The 19,774-nt window shown below is 67.0% G+C and carries 15 protein-coding genes and 1 tRNA gene; 6 read left to right on the top strand and 10 right to left on the bottom strand.

The window, feature by feature from the left end; translation table 11 throughout:
* Positions 1-33 precede the first annotated feature (33 nt).
* From VNO22_01680 to VNO22_01655, 6 genes are all read right to left on the bottom strand, one after another.
* The gene (locus VNO22_01680) at positions 34-1,281 is read right to left on the bottom strand and encodes a hypothetical protein (protein ID HXG60058.1); all 1,248 of its coding nucleotides are present in this window, start codon (positions 1,279-1,281) and stop codon (positions 34-36) included.
* A gap of 744 nt (positions 1,282-2,025) precedes the next feature.
* Positions 2,026-2,568 carry a hypothetical protein gene (locus tag VNO22_01675; GenBank protein HXG60057.1) on the bottom strand — a complete coding sequence of 181 codons (543 nt, stop codon included), beginning with the start codon at positions 2,566-2,568 and terminating at the stop codon, positions 2,026-2,028.
* A 1,010-nt stretch (positions 2,569-3,578) separates the two neighbouring features.
* Positions 3,579-4,385, bottom strand: coding sequence for an alpha/beta hydrolase (locus VNO22_01670; GenBank protein HXG60056.1), 807 nt, complete (start codon positions 4,383-4,385; stop codon positions 3,579-3,581).
* A gap of 654 nt (positions 4,386-5,039) precedes the next feature.
* On the bottom strand, positions 5,040-5,540 hold the full coding sequence (locus tag VNO22_01665; protein ID HXG60055.1) for a metal-dependent hydrolase: 501 nt from the start codon (positions 5,538-5,540) through the stop codon (positions 5,040-5,042).
* 586 nt (positions 5,541-6,126) lie between these two features.
* Positions 6,127-7,107, bottom strand: coding sequence for a DUF2314 domain-containing protein (locus VNO22_01660; GenBank protein ID HXG60054.1), 981 nt, complete (start codon positions 7,105-7,107; stop codon positions 6,127-6,129).
* 494 nt (positions 7,108-7,601) lie between these two features.
* Positions 7,602-7,674, bottom strand: a tRNA-Glu gene (locus VNO22_01655).
* 118 nt (positions 7,675-7,792) lie between these two features.
* On the opposite strand from VNO22_01655, the gene thiO reads away from it, so the two are divergent.
* The gene (gene thiO, locus VNO22_01650) at positions 7,793-8,908 is read left to right on the top strand and encodes a glycine oxidase ThiO (protein ID HXG60053.1); all 1,116 of its coding nucleotides are present in this window, start codon (positions 7,793-7,795) and stop codon (positions 8,906-8,908) included.
* On the opposite strand, the gene VNO22_01645 is transcribed toward thiO, so the two are convergent.
* A complete protein-coding gene (locus VNO22_01645; GenBank protein HXG60052.1) occupies positions 8,905-10,200 on the bottom strand; it encodes an MFS transporter in 1,296 nt (431 codons plus the stop codon). The two genes, thiO and VNO22_01645, sit on opposite strands and share 4 nt — an antisense overlap.
* Before the next feature lie 66 nt (positions 10,201-10,266).
* Between VNO22_01645 and VNO22_01640 the strand changes: the two genes are divergently transcribed.
* The 5 genes from VNO22_01640 (at position 10,267) to VNO22_01620 (ending at position 15,696) form a co-directional block, all read left to right on the top strand.
* Positions 10,267-12,090: a DUF5939 domain-containing protein gene (locus tag VNO22_01640; protein ID HXG60051.1), complete on the top strand. Its 1,824-nt coding sequence runs from the start codon at positions 10,267-10,269 to the stop codon at positions 12,088-12,090.
* Between the two features lie 74 nt (positions 12,091-12,164).
* Entirely contained in the window at positions 12,165-14,141 is a 1,977-nt protein-coding gene (locus tag VNO22_01635; protein ID HXG60050.1) for a sigma 54-interacting transcriptional regulator, read from the top strand.
* A 229-nt stretch (positions 14,142-14,370) separates the two neighbouring features.
* Entirely contained in the window at positions 14,371-14,841 is a 471-nt protein-coding gene (locus VNO22_01630) for a hypothetical protein (GenBank protein ID HXG60049.1), read from the top strand.
* Positions 14,838-15,410: a hypothetical protein gene (locus tag VNO22_01625; GenBank protein ID HXG60048.1), complete on the top strand. Its 573-nt coding sequence runs from the start codon at positions 14,838-14,840 to the stop codon at positions 15,408-15,410. Before VNO22_01630 ends, VNO22_01625 begins: the two co-directional genes overlap by 4 nt.
* A 97-nt stretch (positions 15,411-15,507) precedes the next feature.
* Positions 15,508-15,696 (top strand): hypothetical protein, encoded by a 189-nt coding sequence (locus VNO22_01620; GenBank protein HXG60047.1) that lies wholly within the window; start codon positions 15,508-15,510, stop codon positions 15,694-15,696.
* 109 nt (positions 15,697-15,805) lie between these two features.
* Here the strand turns inward: VNO22_01620 and VNO22_01615 are convergent, their stop codons facing one another.
* From VNO22_01615 to VNO22_01605, 3 genes are all read right to left on the bottom strand, one after another.
* Positions 15,806-17,146, bottom strand: a complete 1,341-nt coding sequence (locus tag VNO22_01615; GenBank protein ID HXG60046.1) for a kelch repeat-containing protein — start codon at positions 17,144-17,146, stop codon at positions 15,806-15,808.
* Between the two features lie 92 nt (positions 17,147-17,238).
* Positions 17,239-18,864 (bottom strand): THUMP domain-containing protein, encoded by a 1,626-nt coding sequence (locus VNO22_01610; GenBank protein HXG60045.1) that lies wholly within the window; start codon positions 18,862-18,864, stop codon positions 17,239-17,241.
* 40 nt (positions 18,865-18,904) lie between these two features.
* Entirely contained in the window at positions 18,905-19,738 is an 834-nt protein-coding gene (locus VNO22_01605) for an MqnA/MqnD/SBP family protein (GenBank protein HXG60044.1), read from the bottom strand.
* Between the last annotated feature and the right edge of the window lie 36 nt (positions 19,739-19,774).

Here is a 19,774-nt window from a genome sequence, read left to right as displayed (position 1 = left end):
GGCCGAGTGTCCAAGGAAATCGGGTGCGCTATACTATTTCCAATCCAGCCAAGCCCGTGCTTCTTGTCCTCCGATTTCTTCAAGGCTTTCGCGGACGGCGCTGCGCAGAGAATCGTCCTGAAGCTCCATGAGCAATGGCCCAAGGCTCGCGACGGCATCCTTATCCCGGGCATTGCCAAGAAGACTTAGAATGGCCCTGAGCCGTTCAGGATTGTCGACTTCCCGCTGTCGCATCGCTTCCAGCTCTCTTCGGAGATGCGGAAGGATTCGGCGGTCTCCTATCTCGACAAGCACACTCGCGGCCGACATGTTCACCTCATTGTCTCCGAACGCCTGCGGAAGGATTTGGGTTGCGATTTCTTCGCGCCCCATACCTCCTTGCAAAAGAGCCTGGACGATGTCTCGCCTTAGCATCGCCTGTTTCTCAAGCAGAAGGAGCTCGAGAAGGACCGGCTTCGCGTCTGGATGATTGACTCGGGAGAGCGCGCTGATGATGGCTTCCCGTGCTTGTCCCTTTTCCTGGAGGAGGTAGGCGCGCCGAAGATGCGGCACCGCTTGAGGTATCTTGGCGAGGCTGACGATTTGAGCGGAAAGCCACGCGATGTCCTTGGATTTGGATGCAACGCCTTCAAGGGCGGCATCGAGTGCGACGAACCTTTGACGCTCGGCTAGTACGAGTCCGATTTCGAGCGAGACCTGCTCGTCTTGCGCCTTTACTTGCCGGTAGAACTGCTCCAAGTCACTTGCAACTGTGGGGTCACGGGCATTTCTTGCCAAAGTTAACGCCGTCCCGAGGATTGGAATGAAGTAGCTCTCGGAATCGCTCGCCGAAGGTGCGATTTCGAAGTCTCCGTGGGAGAGGTAGTACTCCAAGGCCCGTAAAGACCGATCTCTGGGTACAAGCGCGTGAACCTTATTTCCGTAGAACAATGCTGACTCGGTGGCTTTCATGGCAACCAGGAAGTCTGTGTCATTTACGAGTTCCAAGACATCGTTTTCAAATTGGGTAGTGCCATTTTGTCGATCTTGTGCAACCATCCAAGTCAGTGCCGCCACGCGCTGCTCGCGCGTGCCGCGACTCAACAGGTCCCGGAGGATCTCGGGGCGCGTATGGTATCCCAGCTTCGTGACGTTGGTGCGCGAGACTGACTGTGAAGCGACGGGGCGTTCCAATTCGGCGTGAGGAGCGGCAGATGGTTGGTCAGTTCGGGGAAGTCTGACCTGGCGGGAACCTTCTCGTGGCGAACGCATGACAAAGACCCCGCCCAGGGCGAGCAGCAATACCACTGCCACCCGATGAACTGCCCGCAACTCAATCCCCCCTCTTTCGGCGACAGTTCCAAACTGCGGATGAAATCTTGTGGCAACTGCGCCTCGTTATCCTCATACGGCTGACTCGAGAGCGTACTCGTCAGCGGATAGCCGGTACAAATCCTCTTTAATGCAGAGGTCCGAGGGGGAGTATACGCGGTGGGGGCGGGAGGGGGGAAGATGTCCGGGTGTGTTTGCGGGCGGCCCGCCCCTTCTGAGCCGGTCTTCGCGCGTGCCGGCGCGCCTGGAGGGCGCGGCGGGACGCGCGCGGACAAACGCCGAACAGGCGACGTCGGCGAGGGGCGTTCGTCAGGCCGTGGCGCGACCTTCTTCTGAACTTCTGCAGGTTTTTGAAGTCGGTGCTGAAGTTCCGGTAGATGGAGGGGATAGTCGTTGCAAAGGGGGCGGAAGGGCATGAGGGGAAGAGGGGGGAAGAGCGGAGAGGGAGAGGACTTGAGCGGGTGTTGCTTACAAAGCGGCCCGCGCCGCAGCGGGGGTGTACCTCTGGCGCACAAAATTGAGGGCGGGGCCGTGGGGGAGCCCGGCGGCGTCAGGGGGGACCCGCGGCGTTCTCACTGGAAGCGAGCGCTCGGGCAACCCCGCATAAGCAGATCTCCTGCGACGAGTGCCCGCCCGACCCATCCGTGGTGCAGCCGTTCGCATATGAACTGAAGTTTCACGTAGTAGGAGACGACTTTTCACGTTTTAGGACTATCACGCTACCTTGCCGTCCCGAATGCGCAGGACAATGGGCGGTGAATCCATGAAAGTTAGCCGAATGCTATCCCTTCCGACTTCAGCGGCTGTGATGACGTCCTTGCCAAAATCCCAAAGACGTTGTCCCTCCTCGGACAGCGCCAAGATTCCAATCTCATGTAGGGCCATCACGATGCGATGGTCCACGGCGTGGTAAAAAGAATGAAACACCGTCTCCAACTCGTGCTCGAAAGCTTGCTTATGAGTCCGAAGGTCAACCCCCACAACGCGACGATCGAATCCCACCATCACCCTATCAGTGCCGGGAATAGGGAACATGTGGGGAACTGCGCCGTGAGCTTGCGATAGCACCCCAATCCTGAACTTCGCCCTTTCCGCCGTACAGCCAAACACGTCCACCTCGAAAAGAAGCGTTGCTTCTGAACGGGATTCACAAAGTAAAAGATCCGCCGTCGAAGCGGTATCGAGCAGTTCCTTGCGCTCCATGTGAACCGGATGGCTGCGCAGTTCCATGCACCATTCGCGGAACGAGAGACGCATGCCTCATCCTCCAAACAGCATTACGGTAACCAGCTTGGTACCCTCCCACACGCTCTGCACCTTGAGCCCGCCAAGCGGCCCCATCCACAAGGCCTCCCTCACCACGCGGCCGTTTGCTTGCTGGGCCGCAATATTCGTGGAATCGTTTAACACCCTTTCGAAGAAGGTCTGGAGATACGCGCGCCTCCGTGGAACGTCGGAGATGCCGATCCTGTGAAGTTGGGCGAGCATCGCTCGACTCCGGTCTATGTTCTGTTGGCTCCCTGTGGCATTGTCAAAGAGAAACTCTAGTTTTTGACCTAACGCCGGGATTAGCCTCGCTGCTCGTTGCCCGGCCGGACTTGCGGCGGCAGTGCCCCACGTTCCAGCACCCCAGAGGACCGGGTTCCACCCCAGACTCTTGCCCAAAGTAGCGACGGCCAACGCGGCTTGGGCTGTCCTCCATGACCAGATGCCAACCTCAATTGCGGGTTCATCCTGATAATCCGCGGGAGCCTGGCGGATAGCCGGTACAAATCCCCTTTAATGCAGAGGTCCGAGGGGGAGTATACGCGGTGGGGGCGGGAGGAGGGAAGATGTCCGGGTGTGTTTTCGGGCGTCCCGCTCCTTCTGATCCGGTCTTCGCGCGTGCCGGCGCCTGGAGGGCGCGGCGGGACGCGCGCGGACAAACGCCGAACAGGCGACGTCGGCGAGGGGCGTTCGTCAGGCCGTGGCGCGACCTTCTTCTTGGATGGTGCGCAGCGTATTCATTCAATGCCTCCCATCTGCTGCCTCTTCTGCAGTGGCTGAACTGCCCAGCCCCGACCGTCAGCCGCGCTTCAGCGCGTCGGCTGTCTGCCCTTGTTGGGCGGTTTCATTCCCTTGGCGCGCATGAGCGCGAGCACGCCATTGGGGATAGGGCGACAGCCGCAGACCTGTGCATGTTCGAGATGCCACGCGATTCGTTGATCATCGGTGGCCCGCTCCGGCATGCGGTGTTCTTGGTGCCAGCGTCTATCCGGTCCCTTCATCTATTCGGTCCTTTCGCCATGTGCCGCAAATGTTTCGATGGCTTTGGCCATCTCGTCCGGCACTTCGTACATGGGAAAGTGGCTGCGCGCTTCCAGCTTCGACACCTGGAACCATCGATGTGCGGCCGCAAACGATTGCTGCGCAGCCAAGTATCCGGGATCGTCCGGCTGGGCGTATAGATGCAATACCGGCACCGCTGCGTCCAAGGTTGCGAGCGCCTGGAGGGGGCTCCCGGCCTTGGCATAGGCCTCACCGATCTCGCGGCCCGCGCGCGCCCACATTTCGAACGGATACGAACCCATGTCCTCCCGTACATAGTGGGCCAGCTTGGGGAGGGCCAATCCGTGGAGCCACATGGAGAAGAGTTGTTCGCGCGTCTGCTGCCACTGTGCTGGATCCTGAAGCGACCGCAGTGCCGCGAGGAAGGGCGGTGGGGCGTCCAGGACGATCCAGTCGAGCAACACAAGCTTTCGGATACGATGGCCGAGTCTGCGGCGGAGCTCGATCGCGACCCAACCCGCATGGGACAGCGCAACCGGTACGACCTGCTGTGCCCGGCTCGCCTGGATGACGGCGAGGGCGTCGTTCGCCAGGTCGCTCGCGCCGAAATCATCCGCGGGCCGCTCCGACTGTCCATGCCCGCGCCAGTCGAGGGTCAGGGTGCGCCGCCGTACGGCGCAGCGTGGGGCGAGCTCGTCAAAGACCTTGCGGCTGCCGCACCAGCCGGGCATGAAAAGCAGTACCGGCTCTCCCTGCCCGCGGTCGTCATAGCTGATTTGTATCCCGTGCGACGCAACCGTTGGCATCTGAGAGATCTCCTTTCACACCTGACACCCGGCGCGAGCCGCGAGCAAAGGCGCTCCGCCTTTGCGAGTCGGGTACGCGCCGCGTGCAGACTCGAAACGGTTGTCAGAGCGCATCGCGCTAGTACCGAGACACTGCGGACAATCGATCCTGAGCCTCGCCATTCAGGGCGGCGGCTTGGCACGGAGCGCTAAGAAAGCGGCCTTCAGAGGATCCGGCCCTCGGTATGTGCGCACAGCTTCTACAAGACGTGTCAACAAAGGCCAAGCACGCACCAACTCGTCTACTCGACTCGGCGCGAATGCGGCGTTGACGGCGGATCCGGCAAGTTTAACGCCCCATTCGATTCGATCGCCAGGGGTGGGCATCGCCATGCGCGAATCCATGGCCACGTCTCTACGTTGCAACGCTCGTCGCGCGCTTTTCAAGGCGCTGAAACGGCGGATAGCCGGTACAAATCCCCTTTAATGGGGAGGTCCGAGGGGGAGTATACGCGGTGGGGCCGGGAGGAGGGAAGATGTCCGGGTGTGTTTTCGGGCGGCCCGCGGGCGGACAAACGCCGAACAGGCGACGTCGGCGAGGGGCGCTCGTCATGCCGTGGCGCGACCTTCTTCTTGAGCTGAGACCCTCCTCTCCCGTATCGAGCAGCCGCTGCCTTAGCGGCGCCGCCGCGACAACCCGTAGCTCACCAGGACATACAGCGCTGCGCCGGCAAGGCCGCTGTAGACGCAGAACTTGTGCAGCGCCTCCACCGAGACCAGCCCGAGCAAATCGTTCGCAGCGGAGAACGGAAAATACGGCTCCACGTCCGCATGCATGAGGCTGTCGAGCACGACGTGGCTGTAGCTGCCGACGAAACCGCTCAATAGCGCCACCCACCAAGCGATGGGCGTGCCCTTCGAGCCTGCCCCGAGCAACATCGACAGCGCGAGCTGAGATACGTACTTGCCGGTCACCGCGGAGAACGCCCCAATCAGCGTGGCGCCGAGATAGGTATGCGTAAAGCCATGCAGATGCCCTTTCCCGGTGAGCAGCACGATGAGCGGTTGGATATCCATCACGATTTGCGCCCAGCCGAATACCATCAGGCTGAAGCTGCCTTGCAGCACGGCCTTGAGAAAGATTCCCGGACCCATATGGAAAGGCGTGAACGGCATGGCTCCTCCTGCTTATTCTCCCACGCCGGCGAGTATCGCGCTTACGCCGTCAGGGTCCGTATTTTCCGTCGGCGCCCCGAGAAGGTTCGTTGACGGACAACGGCGGCCCGTCCGGATATATCGGACCGGTCCTCGTACCGCCCATGTCGTGGGACTCGAACCGCTGCACGCCGACCTACGTGCGCTTCGGCGGACCGCAAGAGACGTCGGCCTGCTCGAGCAGTATCCGCCTACCGACGAACTTTACCAACTGGAATTCGCGCAGGCCGGCACGATCCCCCTCCACGCCGGACAACTGCATGAGCAGCCGCGGGCGGCGATTGTCGGTGAACTTCCTGTGGACAGGAAAAATGAAACCCTGCCAAGACGAGGAGGTCAGGGGAGAGGAGGACGTGGGAAAGAGTGGGCGGATGGGTGGAGCGGTGCGCGGACAAACGCCGGACAGGCGACGCCGGGGAGGGGCGTTCGTTTTTTGTGGAGATAAGCCCGAGCAGGGCCCAGCGGGTGGAACAGGAGGAATTGCCGCTGGGGAAGGCGGTGGAACTCTTGGACTGTAAAATCGGCAGGGGAACCCGACTGGGGGCGGCTATTCGTTTTGGCCCTTCGGCGGCCGCGGGCGGCGGGCCGCCTGGTGCACTGCTGCGATCGTGAATCCGCCGACCAGCTTCCCCTGCGGGTCCATGAAGCACCAGTCGTTCAGCTCGGCGACGGGGACCGAAACCTTCGAGCCCAGGCGCAAGGGGCCGAGGTTGGCGGGCTCGTTATTCAGTTCGCCGTAGATACGTTCGCCCTCCAGGCGGGTGACGGAAATCCAGATGAACTCGGTGTTGCCGGAATGGCTCACCGGCGCCTTGACGGAAAAGAAGGTGCCGGCCTGAGCCTCGAAGGCGGCCACGAACCGCGGCCAGTCGGCACGCGCCCGGGCTACGGCTTGCTGCATGAACGGGTCGTCGGCCGGCACCTCGATCAACGGCACCGTCAAGGTTTCCTGCAAGGACCGGATCGGATCCTCCGAGCGGAGTGCCTGTTCCGTCTCCTCGTTGATCGGGTAGACCATGTTCGAGTCAGGGAGGAAGATGAGCAGGCAGTTGTCGTCCAGCAGCTCGGCGAATAGCTTTCCGAGGCGGCGGCACCAGTCGCGGACCTCGTTGTCGGGCGCGCGGGGGTCCACGTCGGTGGCGTCGCAGGAGAACCAGGCCTGGTGCTGGGCAAAGAGCGAGCGAATGCGCAGGTCGGCGATGTCGGCGGCGGCCTGCTCGGGATTGTCCACGTAGGGGCGGGGCAGGCTGTGGACAAGGACCCATCGGCCCTGGTAGCAGATGGCGTTGAGCATGCCGGCGCCGACCACGAAACCGTCCGCTCCTTCGGAATTGCCGTCGCCCAGGTCGGCCCGCCAGACCTTGCCGGCCAGGCGGGCGAGCACGGTCGGGTCGATGCTGGCCGGCTTACGGAGCAAGGCGACGAAGGAGATGAGGCGCGTCTGCTTCTGCTGCTTGCGCCGCCGCCACCACCAGCAGGCGGCGCCGATCGCGAGGACCAGCCCCGCTGCCGCCACGATCCAGAACATGACTCGCCCCCCGGCGAATAGGAAAATTAAACCCTGCTTAAGACGAGGAGGTCAAGGGAGCGGGGGACGGGAGTTCGTGGACCAGGGGGGCGCTCCGGCCGGAAGGGGACTACGGGGTCTTGCGACCGGCCGAGCGGGGGACCAAGGTGCTCCGGTCGCTCGAGACGGCCGCCCTGCACGAGGTCGAAGTCGAGCGCCGGCCCTCCGTCCGGCGCGGTCGCCGGCCGAGGTAGGCGGCGGGGGCTGCGGGGGAGGCGGCGTTGAGGGCGAAGGGGGGTCGCGAATCGACCCTGTGGCTGGATCTGACCTGTTCCGTCAGCTCTTCGAGTTCCTCTTCCGACCGATCCTGCGCGGCAAGGCGCAAGGGGCGCGGCTCGCGAGGCTTGCCGCGCCAAGGGAACGGCGAGCCATCCTGGGACGCCACCTTGACCCGTCGCCTCTCGCGGCTGTCGAAGTCGTCGCGGAGCGCCTGGGCGGTGTATCCCCACAGTTATTGCCCCCAACGGGATTCGAACCCGTGTTGCCGACTTGAAAAGCCGGTGTCCTAGGCCTCTAGACGATGGGGGCGTCTCGCCGGCCGCCGGCGCCGAAAGTGTAGCGGATCGGCCGCGCCAGGGGCAGGTTTTTTTTCCGTTCCGCCGGCCCTCCTTGCCCGCGGCGGCCCCCCATGTTATAAACCGCCTCCATGGCGCGCAACCCCGACGTCCTCGTCGTGGGCGGCGGAATCGTCGGTGCCGCCGTCGCCTTCCGGCTGGCCCTCGAGAAACTCCGCGTGGTTCTCCTCGAACGCGGCGACCTCGGGCGCGAAGCCTCCTGGGCCGCCGGCGGAATCCTCACCCCCATTCATCTTTCGGAATATCCCACCCCGCTGGCCGCTCTTTGCTCGGCCAGCATGAAGCTCTATCCGGGACTCCTGGAGCAGCTCCGGGCGCTGTCCCCCATCGACCCCGAGTACCGCGTCACGGGGCTCCTGCTCGTCTGGCGCGACGAGGCCGGCGAGAACGCCGCCCGGGCGCTCGAGGAATGGAAGCGCCGACACGACCAGCCCGTCGAACGCCTTTCCCGCGAGCAAGCTCTCGCCCGCCAGCCGGGCCTGAATCCCCAGGTGCGCGGGGCGCTTTTTCTTCCCGACATCGCGCAGGTCCGCAACCACCGGCTGACCGCGGCGCTCGCGGAAGCCGCCGCGCGGCTCGGCGCCGAACTCCGCCCCGCCACCCCCGTCACGGGATTCCTCCGCGTCCCCGGCCGTGTCACCGGCGTCAAGACCCCCCGCGGCGATCTTTATGCCGGAACGGTCATCCTCGCCGCCGGCGCGTGGTCCGGCGAGCCGGCCCGTTCCGTGGGCCTGGATCTGCGCGTCTTTCCGGTCAAGGGCCAGATGCTTCTGGCCCAGGCCGCGCCCGGCTTCTGCCCCCATGTGCTCCTCGAGGGGGAAACCTACTTCGTGCCGCGCGCCGACGGACGTCTCCTCATCGGAAGCACCCTCGAGGACGCGGGATTCGACAAGACGGTTACGCTTCAGGGCGTGGGCGATCTCGCCCGACGCGCCGCCGAGATCCTTCCGGAATCGCGCCGGCTGCCGCTCGTCCAGTCGTGGGCGGGGCTGCGGCCGGCCACTCCCGACCGCCTCCCCTACCTCGGACGCGCGCCGCTCGAGGGGCTTCTGGTCGCCACGGGCCACTTCCGCAACGGCATCCTCCTGGCCCCCGTGACGGCGGAAATCGTGGCGGATCTCCTGACCGGCCGGCCCCCCCGGATTCCCCTGGAGCCCTTCAGCCCTTCGCGCCACGCCGGCGGCTAAACGGGCTCCTCGGCCTGCCGCCGCCCCTTCTCCACGTCCACGCAGGCCAGCAGCGCCGCCCCCGCCGCGAAGAAAACGGCCAGCGCCAGAATCCCCGGCCGCGGATCCCCGCCTCCGCTCCAGATCGCCCCCAGGAGAAACGGCCCGACGATTCCGGCGAACTTCTCGACCGTGCTGAAAAGCCCGAAGAACTCCGCCGTCCGCCCCCGCGGCACGAGAAGCGCGAAAAGCGACCGGCTGAGCGCCTGCGTGCCCCCCTGCACCACCCCCACGCCCGCCGCCAGGGCGTAGAAGTGCCACGGCCGGCGGATGCCCCAGGCCAGAAGACATACCGCCCCGTACCCCGCCAGGCCGATCAGAATCGCCCGCTGGGCCCCTACGCGCCCCGCCAGCCGCCCGAACGCGAGCGAGCAGGGGACCCCGATCACCTGGGGGATCACCAGCGCCAGAAGCAGATCCTTCTGGTCGAGCTTCAGCATGTAGCCGAACCCGGCCGCCAGCTTGATGATCGTTCCGATCCCGTCCGCGTAAATCCAGAAGGCCGCCAGGAAGAGAAGAAGCGACCGGAAGCGCACGAGATCCCGCGCCGCCCGGAGCAGGCCCGGCCGCCCCGCCGCGGCCGGAGGCTCGGGCACCCCCCGCAGCAGCGGAATCGTGAAAAGCCCCCACCAGACCGCCACGCTCACGAACGCCAGCCGCACCGCCGTCCCGCGATCGGGGATTCCGAAAAGGCCGGGCTTGAGGTAAACGAGAACGTTGACGAGGAAGAGGACGACGCTTCCCGCATACCCGAGCGCGTAGCCGAGCGACGAAACGCGGTCGAGGTCCTCGGCCCGCGCGACGGCGGGCAGAAGCGCGTCGTAGAAGATCAGGCTGCCGGCCACGCCCACCGTCCCGAGCGCGTAGAGCGCCGCCGCGGTCCGCCAGCCTCCGGGGGGGATGAAGAACATGAGCGCGCTGGCGGCGATTCCGAGCGCGGCGAAGGCGGCGAGGAACTTTTTTTTCGACGCCGTGCGGTCCGCGACGATGCCCAGGAACGGACCCAGGATCGCCACCGCCGCCATCGCGGTTCCGGCCGTAAATCCCAGCGCCGCGCCGCCCCGCCGGCGGAGGTCCGCCTCCGCCGCCGCGTCCGCCGGGCCGTGCGCCTGGACGTAGAGATCGATGAAAAAAAACTGAAAAAAAGAGGAGACGACCGTGAGATAGAAGGCGGAGTTGGCCACGTCGTAGAGGGCCCACGCCCAGACGCGCCGGCGGTGAAGCCGGGCGTCGGGTCCCTCGGGGAGGCGCATGGGGCTCCAGCCTGCCACAAAGGCCGCGCGCGCGACAAGAGAATCGTGCCGAGGTACAATCCTGGCGTGGCCGACGAGATCGCCGTCCGCCAACGCGTCGCGCTCGCCGCGCCGCCCGAGGAGGTCTGGGCGTTCCTGGCCGACACCGACCGGCTTAACCGCGCCGTGGGCCTGCCGCCGGTGCGGTTTGTCCCGTGGCCCGATCCGTCCCGCCGCGGCCACTACCGTGCCGAGGCGCGGTTCCTGGGTCTCGCCTGGCGCTACGAAGAATTCCCGTTCGACTGGGTGGAAGGCCGCCGCTACTCCGTGCGCCGCCGCTTCGAGGGAGGGCCGATGGAAACGGTGGACGCCGGGATCCTCCTGGCCGCCGGTCGCGAGGGAGGCGCGGATCTCGAAATCTTCGCGGTCGCCCGGCTCCGCGCCGGGTGGCCCGCCTGGCTGGTGCGCCTCGCCCTCCGAAAGAGCGTCGGCGACGTCCTGGCCTTCGTGCGGGCCTGGGAGCGCCACCGGCAGGATCCGGCCGGTCGTCCCGACCCGGCCCTTCCTCCGGACCGGCTCGTCTCCGAGGACATCCTCGAGGCGCGCCTGCGCGCGCTGGGGGAGGGACCGCTCGTCGATCGCCTGAAGGAACACCTGCGGACCGGATCGGATCTCGAAGTGACGTCGCTGCGGCCCTATGAGCTCGCCGATCGATGGGGATTCGAACGGACGGAGACGTTGCGCTTTTTCCTGCGGGCCGTGGCGGAGGGGGTTCTGGAGCTGGTGTGGAGCGTGCTGTGTCCGCACTGCCACGCCCCAAGCCGGAAGGCGAGCGCGCTGGAGGACCTGCGCTCGGAGGCGCACTGCCCGACCTGCCGGATCGATTTTGGAACGGATCTGGCCGCTTCGGTGGAAGCCCGCTTTGCGGTGCATCCCGCGGTCCGCCGGGCGCGCGCGGAGACCTACTGCATCGGCGGGCCGGCCAACACGCCGTACATCGCCGCGCAGTTTCGCCTCGAACCGGGCGAACGGCGCCGCGAGGAGGTTCTTCTGCGGCCCGGGACGGTTCGGATCCGATGCTACCCGACGATGGGATTCTTTTCCCGCCGGTTGGCGGGTTCCGGCGGAGGTCGCCTGCGGATTCACTGCAGTCCCGAGGGGCTCCGCGTGGAGGGGGACAGCCCCCGCGCGGGCGAAGTGCTTCTCGAAATCGAGAACGCCTCGAACGCGGAAGCGCTTCTGGTCCTCGAGCGCGAAAGCTGGCGGGAAGCCGCGGCCACCGGTCTTGAACTTCTTGCCCTTCAGGACTTTAGGCATCTTTTCCCCGGCCAGGCGCCCGCGCCGGGGGAGCGGCTGGCGGTTTCTTCGTTGGCGGTGCTCTTCACGGACCTGAGGGGTTCCACGGAGCTTTACCGGCGGGTGGGGGACGGCCGGGCGTTCGCGTTCGTGCGGGAACACTTCCGGTATCTGGAGGGGTGTGTTTCGCGGCGCCGGGGGAGCGTCGTCAAGACGATGGGGGACGCGGTCCTGGCGTGTTTCGCGCGGGGGCGGGACGCGCTAGAGGCGGCCGTGGAGATGCAGGCAAATTGGGACGCGTTTCTGCGGGGACGGGACGTGGGCGCCTCGGTGCGGCTCAAGGTGGGGGTCCATCAGGGCCCGTCGATTGCGATCCGCAACGCGGACGCGCTCGATTACTTCGGGACCACGGTGAACCTGGCGGCGCGGGTCCAGGGCCAGTCGGAGGGGGACGACGTGGTCTTCACCCGCTCGATGGAGGAGGATGCGGAGGTTCGCGCGTGGCTGGCGGGGCTCGAGTTTCCCCGCGAGGAGTTCGTTGCCTCGCTCAAGGGTCTGGAGGGGAATCACGCGCTCTGCCGGCTCCGGCCGCTGGGGCGTCCGGCGCCCGCGTAACCGCCCGGGCTTCCGGACTTTGTTGAACCGCGTCCCTTGCGCAGGGGCATACGGTAAGGTACAATTCTCACGCCATGAAGCCCTTGGCGCTGGCCGTACGTCCGCTGCCGGTGCGGCCGCGCCCATCCGTCACGCTGCCGTTCCCCGAGGGAGGCGTTCAGCCCCCCAAGCTTCGCGCCCTGCGGGACCGGCTGTACCGGGAAGGAAAACATGACCTCGCGCTGGCGGCGGCCCAGGAGGTCGTGCGCCGGGACCCGGGCCGCGAGAGCTTCTTCTTCCTGGGATTTCTCTACCGCGAGGTGGGCCGCTATCGCGAGGCGCTCAAGACGCTGCGGGACGCGCTGCGCTTCCGGACGGGTCCGGCCTATCTCGTGCCCGAGATCCATCTCCACATCGCCTACACGTGGTTCCTCATGGGCCGGCGCAAGGAGATGAGCGAGCACCTGCGGAAGGCCTATTCGATGCGCTGGAAGCCCCGCTCGGCGGCGAAGTTCCACCACATGCTCGGCAACGATCATTTCGCCCACCGCCGCTACCGCCAGGCGCTCGAGGAGTACGCCCGGGCGGAGGAGGCCTACGGGGACGACCATCTGGGCCGAGGGCGGACGGCGAGCAATCAAAGTCTCGTGTGCATTCGCCTGGGGGATTTTCCCGCCGCCCGGGCCCATCTGGATCGCGCGATCGCCATCCACAAGCGCCATCGTCATAAGGCGGAGCTGGCGTGGGCGCGGTGGCGGCGCGGGGAGCTGCATTTCGACGAAGGCCAGTATCCCCGGGCCTACGGCATGTTCGTCCGCGCGGCGCGGGCGTTTCGCGAACTGGGCAAGAGGGACCAAGAGGCGGCCACGCTTCTGAGCGCCGGCTATGCCGCCGTGTGCCGCGAGGCCTGGCCCCAGGCCAAAGCGGCGCTCGACCGGGCGATCCAGGTGGGAGCCGGGACGGGACGATGGGATGTCCTGTGCCGGGCGTACGCCTGCCGCGCCATCGCGCTCGCTTGCTCGGGAGACCCTACGTCCGCGGGTGAGGATCTGGAACGGGCCCAGCGCCTGCTTCGCGGGAAGCGCAACTGGATCTGCAGTCTTCACGTGTACCGCGCTCAGGCGCGGATTGCCGCTCGGGCGGAGGACTGGAAAGCCGCCTGGCGGTGGGCCCGCCGGGCCGAACGCCTGGCGCGCAAGGTGAACGATCTGCCGCGGGTCGTGGAATTCCGCACGCTCCGGGCCGAGGCGGAGGCCAGGCTCGGGAGGCGGCGCGCCGCGGTCCATGCCCGCAAGGCCGCCGAGCGGCTCGAGGACGTTCGCTCCAGGGCGACCGCAAGCGAAGTCCAGGAGCGCGCCGCGAAGCTCGCGCGGTCCTCGTTGCCTCTTCTTCTTGCAGGAGAGAGCGGCACGGGGAAGACCCACCTGGCGCGCGAGATCCACACGCTCAGCAGCCGTTCGCGGGGACCGTTGGTCGTGGCTCCCTGCGAACAAATGGCGTTCCCGGCCAGCGATCTCTGCGGCCATGTGCCGGGGGCCTGGAGCGGCGCCCGGGAGGCTTCGGGCGGATACGTGGCGCAGGCCGAGGGCGGCACGCTCGTTCTGGACCGGGTGGACGAGCTTTCGCCTGAGAACCAGCGGATCCTGCCGCGGCTTCTGGACGGATGGGTTCGTCCCGTGGGCGGACCGGAGGAGCGGAAGGTGGACGTCCGGATCGTGGCGACGTGCCGGTCCGCCGATCGACTGATTCCCGAACTCCGGCGGCGTTTCGAGGGAGCCACGATCATGCTTCCGCCGCTGCGGGATCGCCGCCGTGAGATTCCCGCCCTGATCGAGCGGATGCTGGCCGGTCGCCGAATCACGCCGGAGGCCGTGGCCGAGCTGGCGGCCCTTCCCTGGGACGGGAACCTTACGGAGCTTCGTTCCATTTTGGAGCGCCTGGCGGCCCATTCCCAGGGCTCCATCGGAGTCCGGCTGGTCCGCCGCCTGGTCAAGAGGCCCGATTTGTGTCGACTTAAGCGTCTTGTCGACAAAAAGCGTCAGTTGGCCGAAATGGCCTCGGCGCTCGCATAAAACGCGCCGAAACCTGTCACCGCACCCCTGAAAAGACGCCCATTTCCGGCCAAAAAGAAGGTCGCTCTCCCTCCCTGCGAAACGGCGTCCATGGGGGTTCTAGAGCCCGAAAAAGGGGCTTTTTCGCGTTTCCGAAAAGTTTGGATCGCCCCTTGCACTTCTTTCTCCCAGCGATCGGGGACCCCGGGCGTGTCGCCCGGGGGACCAGGTGCGGAAGGGAGAAGGCAGGATGGCGGCAAAGAAAGCGATCGGGGCGTGCGCGGCCTTGGGGCTCTTCTTGGCGGGGGCTTCGATTTCGGAGGCTCAAGTGGGATCGGATCCCACCGGCCCCACCGCCATCTGCGGCGGCCAGACGTCCTGTACCGTCACGGCGACCGTGACCGCCTCGTCGACCTTCTATTTCTGGGTGAGGGTTTGGCAGAACGGAAACATCCGGCATGATGGGAGGACCTACTATTACCTGCCCAACGGCGGCACGGTGAACGCCGAGCGCTTCGTGGACATGAGCGGGTGGAACGTGGTCGTGGGAGACCAGCTCCGCTTCTGGACGCGGCCGTATTTGGCCCTCAACATCATGGTCTACGACTTGGATCAATGGTACGTCACCGCCAGCGATTGCGGAGGCGGCGGAGGCGGCGGGACCTTCATCATGCCGGATCGTGATCGCGTCCGCGAGCGGACCGGGGTGGACCTGGCGTGAAACACCTCGCGCTCGGCGTGGGGATTTTGATCGTGGCCGCTGCGGCGGTCATGGCGCCGGCCCCGGCTTCGCTCGCCTCCCGGGAGCGGACGCAGACGCGGGAAGCGGGCGGTCTCCGAAAGGAAGAGGCGCGCCCGGTCGCTTCGGAAGCGGCGCCCGGGACGCCCTTCGTGCGAGTGGAAAACCAGCGGGTCCAGACGGACCCCGTTGCGCCCGCGGCCGTTTCCGGCGCTCCGCGGCCGCCTTCGGCCGGGGACCCGAGGCGATTGGGGGACGTGCTGGCGCGCGAGCTTGAGCTGTCGTCCGCGCAACAGACCCAGGTGGCCGAGATTCTCCGGCAGCGCCAGGAAGCGGTCGAAGCGTATCACCGGGAGCTTCGGGCGTCGGGCGTCTTTCGGCCGAGGGACTACGATCGGCGGGTGGGGACCATCGTGGATCTTTCGTACACGAGGATCGCCCAGGTTCTCGATGCGGCCCAGAACCGGAAATTTGCGGAGCTGGTCCGGACGGGTCGGCTGGGTGACGCGGTTCCGTTCGACATCGAGCCCCACATGGTGGTGCTGGAGTGAACCAATCCATACACCCTATAACCCCGGTCGCGTGTGGTGTGGGGGACCCGGCCTTCGCCGGTGCTCCCCCCACCACCCGCCCCTTACGGAGGACGGCATGTACACGGACCGTTTGACGCTGGTGGATCGGGTGACGGCGCTCCTGGGTTATTCGGAGCTGCTCCTGGAGGGAACGTACGGGTCGCTGACTCCGGAACAGGAAGAGGTGCTCCGCAAGATTGTGGAGGCCGCCTACGACGTTCGGGACATCGTCCGCCGGGAGGGGGCGAGCCTTTCGTACGATTAGCTGACGAGATCTCTCCCCGAAAGGAGGGGCGAAAGAGGGCCCCTCCGGTCGCACCTGGAAGAGGCGGGGGGCCGGGCACTCCGGCCCCCTTGCCTCGTTTTTATTACCTCTACAGGTCGAGCGCCCAGGTGTCGTTCAGAGGTATCAAGTTCTCATCAAAACCGCCGAAGATCACCATCCGCCGGTTGAGCTCGTCGTAAATCGCGCTGTGGCCCCATCTTCCCGCCGGCGGCCCTCCGGAAACCGCCGGCGTGCTCCAGGAGGAGGAGCCGAGGATCCACACGGCGTTGTCCATGGGGACCGTCGTGTCGTCGCCTCCGAACACCGTAAGCCGCCCGTGGAGCGGGTCGAAGATGCCCGCGGCGCCGTAACGAGGAAACGGCGGATTGGAGGCCGCCAGGAGCGTCCATTGGAGGGGGGAGAACCCCAGGGCCCACGTGGCGTCGGTGTAGGGGTCGCTGCCCGCGTTGCCGTCGTTGCCCCCGAAGGTAAGGATCCGCGCGTTTGCGGCATCGTACACGAGCACATGTCGATCCCGGACGCCGGGGGAATCGGTGGGGGAAAGCTGCGTCCACGTGGGCGTCCCTGAGGCCGGAAGCGTCAGCTGCCAGACGTCAGCCATGGAGGTACTGAGGTCGTAGCCTCCGTAAATGACCATGCGGGGATTCGACGGATCGGGAACATAGACCGCCCCATGGTAAAGTCGTCCGGGGGGAGGCGTCCCCGACACCGCGAGCGTGCTCCAGGAAGCGGGATTGGTATCGAGCCTCAAGGCGTGAACGGCCGTGGGAAGCGGCGACGTTCCGTCGTCTCCTCCGAAGACGATCATTCGCTTGCCGATCGGGTCGTAGATCGCGCTGTGTCCCGAGCGGGCCGAAGGGGGCGTGCCGGAAGGCGTGAGCTGGGTCCAGGCGGGGGATCCCGAGGAGGGCAGCGTCAGTTCCCAGACGTCGTTGGTTGCGCCGGAGGCGGTGAATCCCCCGAAGAGAATCATTCGTTGCCCGACCGGGTCGTAGATCGCGGCGTGGTGAAGGCGCGCCGAAGGCCCCGTGGGAAGGGAGGTCCAGGCGCGCGCGCGGGTCGTGGCCGAGGCGGGTCCCGCCCAGGCGCTTGCGCCGCCGGAGTTGACGGCGCGGACGCGGTATGAATAAGCGGCTCCCGGCGTCAGCCCGAGGTCGGCGTAGGACGTGGTGTTGGCCGGAGGCCGGGCGATTTCGGTCCACGTGGCGCCGCCGTCGGCGCTGCGTTCGATGCGGAACTCGGCCTCGTTGTCGGCGTTGTCGGTCCAGGAGAGATCGATCCGCTCGGAGCTCAGCGCCGTGGCGGCGAGGCCGGTGGGGGCCTGGGGCGGGGGCGGGGGCGGGTCGTTGGGATCGTCGCCCGTGCAGCTGTCGCACCCGGCCGCCAGCAGCGGAAGAACGACCAGAAAACCCGTTACCCCGGTCTTCACCCGGCCCTACCGTTCCCGCTTCGAGCGAATCCCCCTCCCACCGTAGGGATTGTACCCCCTTTTGGAAGAACGGCAACGCGGCCGGATCGACTTCAGTCCGGCCGGAGAAACGGCCGGCGCGAGAGCTCCTCCCGGCTCCAAAGCGCCATCCCCACCCGCGTCCCCACGATCTCGACGACCAGCACGGCGTCCGGGTCGTCGAAGCGCACGCGCGCCGTCCGGCCCGACCGCGCCAGGGCGTCCAGCGCCGCCCCGGCCAGGCGGCGTTCCTCCTCGAGCGAAGACAGGCGCGCCCGGAGGCCCCGCCGGCGCACGCGCACGTAGAAGGCCCGGTCGGCCAGCCGGGGCGCCCATCCTTCGGCGATCCGGGCGGACCGCTCGCGGTACTCGGCCACGGAAGCGAACGAGAACGCCTCCTGGGCGGGCGAGACGCGGCTCAGGATCTCGAGCGCCTCGGGGCGCCCGGCCGCGCCGCGCTCCAGATCCTCCAGGAACCGGCCGGGATCCTCGACCCGCAACGTGAGCAGATTGAAGAACGGCGTCCGCTCGAGCCGTCCGAAGGAGGCCAAAAACCGCCGCGCCTCGTTGAAGCGCCCTTCGCGGACGCTGACGACGACGTTCCAGTCCCCCGCCGGCGCCGCCTCCGGCAGGGGAGGAGTCGCCTTTCCCGTCCGGCGGAGTTCCACCACCGCTTCCAGGTGCGGCGTGCCGGGGAAGAGATCGAAAAGCGCCGCCCCCGCCAGCCCGTATCCCTCCAGCGCCGGAAGGTCCTCGCGCATCCGGTCGGGATTGCAGGACACATAGACGATCGTCTCCGGAGCCCGATGGCGGAGCGCCTCGAGAAGGCGCGGGGAGACGCCCCCTCGCGGGGGATCGACGAGCACGTGAAGCGGGCCGCGGACGTCCAGCGTGCCGAGCGCCTCGGCGGCGTCCGCCCGCACGGCCCGGACGTGGCGCGCCCCGGCGGCGGCGGCGTTCCGTTCGGCGCATTCGACCGCGGGCCCGTAGGCCTCGACGAGCACGACCTCCCGGAAAAGATCCGCCGCGGAAATGCCGAACGTGCCGACGCCCGCGTAGAGGTCCGACAGCGCCGCGTCCCGCACGTCCCGCCGCTCCCAGATCCCCCGCACGTGCCGGAGCATCTCCTCGGCCATCGCGCGGTTGTTCTGAAAGAAGCCCTGGACGGGGAACTCGAACGTCCGGTCCAGCAGCCGCTCCCGGAGCCGGTCGCGCCCCTTGAGGACGACATAATCTTCCGAGACGCTCGCGTCGCGTTCGGGGGGAACGAACGTCGCCAGAACATGCGTGGCCGACGCGCGGGGAGCCCACGCGCGCACCCGTTCGAGCGCCGCGTCGCGCCCGGGGGATTCCGGATTGAGGACGATGGAAACGCTCGACTCCTCGCGCGTCGCGCGCAGGACGGCATACCGGTAGGTTCCCGCGTGGCGGCGCGGGTCGAAGGCGTCCGCCCCGCGGAACGCCTCCCGGACTTCGACCAGAAGCTCGTTGATGCGGGGTTCGGCCAGAGGGGAATGGGTGACGTCCTCGATCTCCCGCCAGCTTCCCGGCCGGCGAAGCCCCAGTCCTCCGGGATGGAACACGAAGTCCATGCGCGTCCGCGTTCCGGCCGGGGGCCCGGCGCGGACGAGGACGGGGAAGCCGCCGAGGAGGCCTTCGAGGCGCCGGCGCTTCTCCTCGAGTTCGCGGGGCAGGGACATCCGGGCGCGCCCCCTTGGGGGACCCCTGGAAGGGTCCGCCTTATTCGATGAACTCCGGCTCCACGCGGACGGGGATGACGCCCGCTTCGTGCCCGAGGCGGAAGAGATGGGCCACGGCGTCCTCCCCGCGCTTGCCGAGCTCGAGCGTGAAGGCGTTCACGTACATGCCCACGAAACGTTCCGCCCGGGCGGCGTCGAGTCCGCGCGCGTAGCGAAGCGCGTACTCGAGCGCCTCCTTCCGGTGTTCCAGCGCGTAGCGGACGGAGTCGCGCAGGACGTCGCAGCAGGCCAGGGCGGTGCGGCGGTCGAGATCCCGCCGGATCGCGTTGCCCCCGAGGGGCAGCGGAAGGCCCGTCCCGAGCTTCCACCACTCGCCGAGGTCCTGGATCCGGTGGAGCTTCTGGTCGCGGTAGGAAAGCTGTCCTTCGTGAATGAGCAGCCCCGCGTCGATGTCCCCGCGGGCCACGGCGTCCTGGATGCGGTCGAAGGGCATCACCTTCCACCGGGCCAGGGGCGCATAAAGGCGCAGGACGAGAAAGGCGGTGGTCAGCTCCCCCGGCACGGCGACGGTGGCTTCATCCAGGTCCTGGCGCGAGAGCGGCCGGCGGGAAACCAGGATCGGTCCGTATCCGTCCCCCACGGAGGCGCCGCACCCCATCAGGACGTACTTGTCGCGGATCCGCCAGTAGGCGTGGAAGGAAACGGCGGTGACGTCGTAGACCCCGCGGATCGCCTTCTCGTTGAGCGTCTGGATGTCCTCGAGGACGTGGCGGAACTCCAGGCCCCGCGTGTCCACCTTCCCGTGGGCGAGCGCGTAGAACATGAACGCGTCGTCGGAGTCCGGGCTGTGCGCGAGGGTGATCGTTCGGGCCATGGCGTGGGGAAGTGTAACAGCCGACCGGGCGATTTG

The sequence above is a fragment of the Planctomycetota bacterium genome (assembly GCA_035574235.1).
Classification (GTDB): domain Bacteria; phylum Planctomycetota; class MHYJ01; order MHYJ01; family JACPRB01; genus DATLZA01.
This window is presented reverse-complemented; position numbering and strand designations above follow the sequence as displayed.